The organism is Arsukibacterium sp. (assembly GCF_036735525.1).
GTDB lineage: Bacteria > Pseudomonadota > Gammaproteobacteria > Enterobacterales > Alteromonadaceae > Alishewanella.
The window spans coordinates 1-3,957 of record NZ_DAINOE010000148.1; the positions used below are offsets into that span (position 1 = coordinate 1).

General features: G+C 46.6%; 6 protein-coding genes and 1 tRNA gene. All 7 read right to left on the reverse strand.

Annotated elements, in window-relative coordinates; genetic code table 11:
• Nucleotides 1-201: 201 nt before the first annotated feature.
• The 7 genes from rplL to V7D78_RS16370 all read right to left on the reverse strand — a co-directional run bounded on the left by rplL (nt 202) and on the right by V7D78_RS16370 (nt 3,739).
• A complete protein-coding gene (gene rplL / locus V7D78_RS16340) occupies nt 202-567 on the reverse strand; it encodes a 50S ribosomal protein L7/L12 (RefSeq protein ID WP_333609523.1) in 366 nt (121 codons plus the stop codon).
• 66 nt (nt 568-633) lie between these two features.
• A complete protein-coding gene (rplJ, locus tag V7D78_RS16345; RefSeq protein ID WP_333609524.1) occupies nt 634-1,128 on the reverse strand; it encodes a 50S ribosomal protein L10 in 495 nt (164 codons plus the stop codon).
• 279 nt (nt 1,129-1,407) lie between these two features.
• Nucleotides 1,408-2,109 carry a 50S ribosomal protein L1 gene (gene rplA / locus V7D78_RS16350; protein ID WP_333609525.1) on the reverse strand — a complete coding sequence of 234 codons (702 nt, stop codon included), beginning with the start codon at nt 2,107-2,109 and terminating at the stop codon, nt 1,408-1,410.
• Nucleotides 2,110-2,112: 3 nt separating this feature from the next.
• Nucleotides 2,113-2,541, reverse strand: a complete 429-nt coding sequence (gene rplK, locus V7D78_RS16355) for a 50S ribosomal protein L11 (protein ID WP_333609526.1) — start codon at nt 2,539-2,541, stop codon at nt 2,113-2,115.
• Nucleotides 2,542-2,663: 122 nt separating this feature from the next.
• Complete coding sequence (gene nusG, locus V7D78_RS16360) at nt 2,664-3,191, reverse strand: transcription termination/antitermination protein NusG (protein WP_442886697.1); 528 nt, start codon at nt 3,189-3,191, stop codon at nt 2,664-2,666.
• A 15-nt stretch (nt 3,192-3,206) separates the two neighbouring features.
• Entirely contained in the window at nt 3,207-3,581 is a 375-nt protein-coding gene (gene secE / locus V7D78_RS16365; RefSeq protein WP_333609528.1) for a preprotein translocase subunit SecE, read from the reverse strand.
• A gap of 81 nt (nt 3,582-3,662) precedes the next feature.
• A tRNA-Trp gene (locus tag V7D78_RS16370) sits at nt 3,663-3,739 on the reverse strand.
• Between the last annotated feature and the right edge of the window lie 218 nt (nt 3,740-3,957).

Here is a 3,957-nt window from a genome sequence, read left to right on the forward strand (position 1 = left end):
CTTCTCAGAATAAGAGTAAGTCATGGGGTTCCTCAGCTTGCTGATTTTTTTCCCAACTACCGAATTACCGGTAATTTATTGCTACCAGACATGGTAACAGCAGGGGTGGGGAAATCATTGTCCCACAGCGCAAAAAGGCCGGTGATTAATTCATCACCAGCCCGGCCTGAAACTCAGGCAGCTAATCTGGTTTGCACCAGATTATTTAACTTCAACAGATGCACCAGCTTCTTCAAGATCTTTCTTAAGAGCTTCTGCTTCTGCTTTAGAAACGGCTTCTTTGATGGCAGCAGGAGCTGACTCAACCAAGTCTTTCGCTTCTTTCAGGCCTAAACCGGTAGCGCCACGTACTGCTTTGATAACAGATACTTTGTTCGCGCCAATAGAGGCTAAGATTACGTTAAATTCAGTTTGCTCTTCAACAGCAGCAGCTGGACCAGCAGCAACAGCAACAGCTGCAGCAGCAGATACACCGAATTTTTCTTCCATTGCAGTTACTAACTCAACTACGTCCATTACAGACATGGCTGCGATAGCATCTAAAATTTGATCTTTAGTCACTGACATTTCTCAGATCCCTAAATTACGGGCCTTAGCCCTAATTAAACTCTATTCATCAAACCAAACGTATAATTACGCGGCTTGCTCTTGTTTTTGGTCGCGAACCGCGGCAATTGTACGTACAAGTTTGCCGGCTGCTGCCTCTTTCATGGTGCTCATTAAGCGTGCGATAGCTTCGTCGTATGTTGGTAACGATGCTAACAACTCGATGTTCACTGTGGCGCCATTAAAAGCTGCACCCTTAAGCTCGAAGTTTTTGTTATCTTTGGCGAAATCTTTGAAGATACGCGCTGCAGCACCTGGGTGCTCTTTAGAAAACGCAACTAATGTCGGGCCTACGAATACATCTTTCAGACACTCAAAATCGGTGCCTTCTACTGCACGGCGAGCTAAGGTATTACGGACAACACGCATCCATACACCCGCATCACGAGCCTGCTTACGCAGAGCAGTGATATTGCCTACAGTGACACCACGAGCGTCTGCGACAACCGCAGATAAAGCACCTTTGGCAGCTTCCTGGACTTCAGCAACAATTGCTTTTTTGTCTTCAAGCTTAATAGCCATTGGCTCTTAACTCCTGGTTCATCCGGACAGGTATTTGTCCGGTTGCCTACACATCGCCTAATGTTGCCATCAGGCGCGCGATTTACGGTGAGACCAGATCGAATAGAATTCTGTCTGGGGCCTGCACCGTCTGCGTAGGTTGATGTTTTAAGCAACTTTATTGCAAGTTGCACCTACGGTCTTGGACGGAAGCCGGTGCTGGTTAATATCCAAATGCCGGCTTCTACCCTAAAAATGGAGGGCGAGATTATAAATTAAGCTACGCCCTCTGTAAAGCGCTTAAACTACAGCGCTTAAAGACGCCTGGTTCAAGGTAATACCAGCGCCATGGGTAGACGACAGTGTTACTTTCTTGATGTAGATGCCTTTAGCTACTGATGGCTTAGCACGCTTCAGCGCAATCAGTAAGGATTCTAAGTTCTCTTTCAACTTGTCAGCATCGAAATCGATTTTGCCGATAGTTGAATGAATGATACCGTTCTTGTCATTGCGGTAGCGCACCTGACCCGCTTTAGCGTTTTTAACTGCTTCAGCGACGTTAGGAGTAACAGTGCCGGTCTTCGGGTTAGGCATTAAACCGCGCGGGCCTAAAATCTGACCTAACATACCAACAACGCGCATCGCATCCGGAGAAGCAATAACTACGTCAAAATCCATTACGCCTTTCTTAACCTGTTCAGCTAAATCTTCCATGCCAACAATGTCAGCACCGGCAGCTTTAGCCGCTTCAGCGTTAGCGCCCTGAGTAAACACGGCAACGCGAACAGTACGACCAGTACCGTGTGGCAGTACAGTAGCACCACGCACGTTCTGATCTGATTTACGGGCATCAATACCCAGGTTCACTGCTACATCAACGCTTTCTAAGAATTTGCCAGCAGTTAACTCTTTTAAAATTGCTACGGCTTCGTTGATATCATATTCGCGAGTAGAATCTACTTTAGAACGGATTAACTTAGCGCGTTTAGTTAATTTAGCCATCGTTTAGCCCTCCACCACTAAGCCCATTGAACGAGCAGTACCTTCGATGGTACGCACCGCAGCAGCATGATCTGCAGCTGTTAAGTCAGGTTGTTTGATCTTAACGATCTCATCAATCTGTGCAGCTGTGATCTTGCCCACTTTCTGGGTATTAGGACGACCTGAACCGCTCTTCAGCGCAGCCGCTTTCAATAATAAGAAAGAAGCTGGTGGTGTGCGGGTTTCAAACGTGAAAGAACGATCGCTGTATACCGTAATTACCACTGGAATTGGCATGCCTTTTTCAAGACTTTCAGTACGGGCGTTAAAGCCTTTACAGAATTCCATGATGTTTACACCGTGTTGACCCAAAGCTGGACCAACTGGCGGTGACGGGTTTGCCATACCGGCTTTAACCTGCAGTTTAATAAGTGCAGTGACTTTCTTTGCCATGTTTCACCTCTGTTATAGGGTCTTAGCCTTGTAAATGCGAGGACACTTACTCAAACGGCTCCCCTGACGCTAAAAAGGGCGAAGATTATATTTTAATCAGCACCCCGTTACAACCATTAAATTTAGGCTTTCTCGACTTGACCAAATTCCAGCTCTACCGGTGTAGCACGACCGAAGATTAATACTGACACTTTTACGCGGCTTTTTTCATAATCGACTTCTTCAACCACGCCGTTAAAGTCAGCAAATGGACCTTCGGTAACCCGCACCACTTCACCCGCTTCAAACAGGGTTTTAGGCTTCGGCTTGTCAGCGTTATCTTGCAGACGGTTTAAAATGGTCATCGCTTCTTTTTCAGAAATAGGCGCTGGACGGTCTGAAGTCCCACCAATAAAACCTAAGACGCGTGGTACGCTTTTCACCAAATGCCAGGCCTCTTCACACATTTCCATCTGAACCAGTACGTAACCTGGAAAAAACTTGCGCTCAGATTTGCGTTTTTGGCCAGCGCGCATTTCGATCACTTCTTCGGTAGGTACCAGTACCTCACCGAATTTATCTTCCATACTATGGATCCTGATATGTTCCCGTAATGACGTGGCAACACGTTGCTCAAACCCTGAGAACGCCTGCACTACATACCAACGCATCTTTTCAGCCATGCTTTAGATCCCCAATCCGGTAAAAAATGATACTACGCGTAATAAAACAGCATCCAGGCCCCACAACAACAGGCCCATGATAAAGGTCGCAATGATAACAACCAACGTTGTTTGCATTGTTTCCTGGCGCGTAGGCCAGATAACCTTACGAATTTCTGTGCGTGACTCTTTGGCAAAGTTAATAAAAATTTTGCCTTTAACAGTTTGCGCAGCAATTAACGCCGCAGCTATGCCCAATACGACAATAGCCAGTGCACGCTCTAGTGTTGGCAGTTCATAGATATAGTTGCCGACTACGGTCAAGGCCAAAAGGGCAAATACCAGGATCCACTTAACCAGATCCATGCTGTTACTTGGGGTCTCGCTTGCTGCGTTCATGCTTAAACTCACTTCACTCTGGTGTCTCAGACACCAAGGGTTATACCTGTAGGTTGCCGCTGTTGGCTGCAACCAGAAATGTGGCAGGGGCAGAGGGATTCGAACCCCCAACCATCGGTTTTGGAGACCGCTGTTCTACCAATTGGAACTATGCCCCTTCGGTTTCTTACTATCAGGTTCAACACCCGATCTTAAATAGCCGCTCATTATACTGTCTCAGCCGACTAAAACAAGCTTCGCAAGACAAAGAGCCGCAGATTTAGCCTGATTATGCGCAGATAAAAAAGGGCCCTGACGGACCCTTTTTCAAATTTAATCAGCTTAAGCGATGATTTTAGATACTACACCAGCACCTACAGTACGGCCGCCTTCACGG